We start from the raw sequence: 2,129 nt of genomic DNA on the forward strand, positions 1-2,129 counted from the left end.
CTCCGCGGTGATGCCGAGATCCGCCGCCACCGCCGCATACGTCCGCTTCCCGGCCGCGGCCCGGTAGAGCGCGACCGCGTCCTTCCTGAACTCCTCCGGATACGGAGACTTGCGTCCCACCTGAACATCCCTCCCTGGACCATCAAGATCCATTGTCAGGGTGTCCACTCCAAAGGATCATCCTCACATCCCCGTTACATTGAAAATGGAATTCCTCCAGCACACCGGCTCTTTCAAGGTCCGCGGCGCGTCCAACGCACTCGCCCTCCTGCGCACCACGGGCCGGGGTGCACCAGCCGCCGGCGTCTGCTGCGCCTCGGGGGGCAACCACGGGGCCGCCGTCGCATGGGCGGCGCGCGAGGCTGGCTTGCGAGCGACTGTGTTTGTGCCCGGCTTTGCGCCCAAGGCCAAGACCGCGATCATCGAATCGCTCGGGGCGCGCCTGCGCCGGGTCGACGGCTTCTACGCCGATGCACTCGTGGCCAGCCAAGACCATGCCCGACGAGTGGGTGCTTTCCACGTCGACGCCTTCGACGACCCGCTGACCGTGGCGGGGCAAGGCACGCTCGGTCTGGAACTCGCGGAGCAGGTGCCCGAGGGTCAGCCTGTCCTGGTCGGGTGCGGTGGAGGGGGCCTGTACGCAGGGACCGCCCTGGCGCTGGCGGGGCGTAACCGTGTGATTGCAGTCGAACCATCCTCCGCGCCCTCGCTCACGGCGGCGCTGGAGGAAGGAGAACCCGTGGACGTCGAAGTCGGCGGGATCGCCGTGGACAGCCTGGGTGCCCGCAGGGCGGGCCGCATCGCCACTGCCGTCGGTCTCTCGCTCGGCATGAAAACCCTCTCCGTCTCAGACGATACTGTCGCCGCCGCCCGCACACTCCTCTGGCAACGGCTACGGATCATGGCCGAACCCGGCGGAGCCACTGCTCTCGCTGGGGTGATCGCCCACTCCGAACACTTCCCGGACGGTGCAACTGTCGTCATCTCGGGAGCCAACGCAGACTTTCCACCGAGTGAGGTTCCCCTCCTGCCGCGGAGACCGTGACCGGAGGGATGGTTGGGGTCACGGCATCCAAGTGGGCGTGGTCCAGCAAGGGGCCGCTGTGGGTGAGTATGGGTGCATCCGGTCCCAGGAGGTCGCCTCGGCGATGCCATAGCAGGCGGTGTTGGTGGAAGTCGTCAGGTCGGGGTGTACGAGGTGTCGGGCTTGGCGAGGGTGGCCCTGGTCGGGGCCGCGGCGGGGTGCTTTGCTCGGCACGGAGTGACTCCCACGGCGCCGATCGCCTACGTCGCCCCGTGGCCCGACAGCCCGCTTCGGGGCGGCTACACGCCGCCCGCCGAGCGGATAGCCATCCGGCCCGAGCCGCACTCCGACGAGAACAGCACGCGGTCGCGGCCCGGATTGCGGGAGGACTGTCCCCTGATCCTCGTGACCCTCGGCACTGTCATTGAGGACCCCGCGATGCTCGCTGCGCTCCTGGATTCACTGGCCCCGCTGGACGTCAACGTCGTCGTTGCACCACGCTCCTCCGAGGATCTGGGGGTTCGGCCGATCGACCCGACACGAGTCTGCCTCGCGGGCTTCGTCCCGACGAGCCAACTGCTCGACGGAACCGGCGTGGTGGTCTCCTCCGCGGGAGCCGGTGATCTGGTCGCCGCGCTCAGTGCGGCTCACCCGATGGTGCTTCTCCCGATGGGCCTGGACAAACCCGTCAACGCCGCGCGGGCAGCCGAGGCAGGTGCAGCCGTTGTCAACACCTACCAGGTTGGTGCCGCGGTCGCGCGGGTGCTCGACGAACCGGCCCTGACCAGGGGTTCCGCCGAAGTGGCCAGGGAGAACGCCAGCATGAACTCTGCCGACGAGGTGCTCCGGCTGCTGCTGCGCCGCCTTGCCCGTTGACCCGACTTTCGAGCCTCCCGCTCGCCCGGGCCGCAACCCCACACCGGGCACCGGAGACCCGGCCCACCTTAGCCTCCCCGTTTCGCTTCGAGTGGTTGAGCTGGGGTGATGGCGGAGGATTGGTGCGGTCGGCCCCTGGTCGTTGAGTGGGCATGGCTTGGGCCCGACGCTCGGGTCGGGGTCTCCAACGGGTTCCTCGGTGGTGGGCGGGCAGGGACAGCGCCGCAGG

The 2,129-nt window shown here is 69.0% G+C and carries 3 protein-coding genes; 2 read left to right on the forward strand and 1 reads right to left on the reverse strand.

Annotated features, from left to right (window positions below):
* Nucleotides 1-120: transposase (locus tag QMZ92_RS36710; RefSeq protein ID WP_502962221.1), on the reverse strand; the 120-nt coding region annotated here is incomplete at its 3' end.
* A gap of 40 nt (nt 121-160) precedes the next feature.
* On the opposite strand from QMZ92_RS36710, the gene QMZ92_RS35785 reads away from it, so the two are divergent.
* Both QMZ92_RS35785 and QMZ92_RS35790 read left to right on the forward strand, forming a co-directional pair.
* A complete protein-coding gene (locus tag QMZ92_RS35785; protein WP_283302114.1) occupies nt 161-1,045 on the forward strand; it encodes a pyridoxal-phosphate dependent enzyme in 885 nt (294 codons plus the stop codon).
* 384 nt (nt 1,046-1,429) lie between these two features.
* Entirely contained in the window at nt 1,430-1,900 is a 471-nt protein-coding gene (locus QMZ92_RS35790; protein WP_283302115.1) for a glycosyltransferase, read from the forward strand.
* Nucleotides 1,901-2,129 lie beyond the last annotated feature (229 nt).

This window comes from Streptomyces sp. HNM0645 (assembly GCF_030056615.1).
In the GTDB taxonomy this organism is placed as follows: domain Bacteria; phylum Actinomycetota; class Actinomycetes; order Streptomycetales; family Streptomycetaceae; genus Streptomyces; species Streptomyces marianii.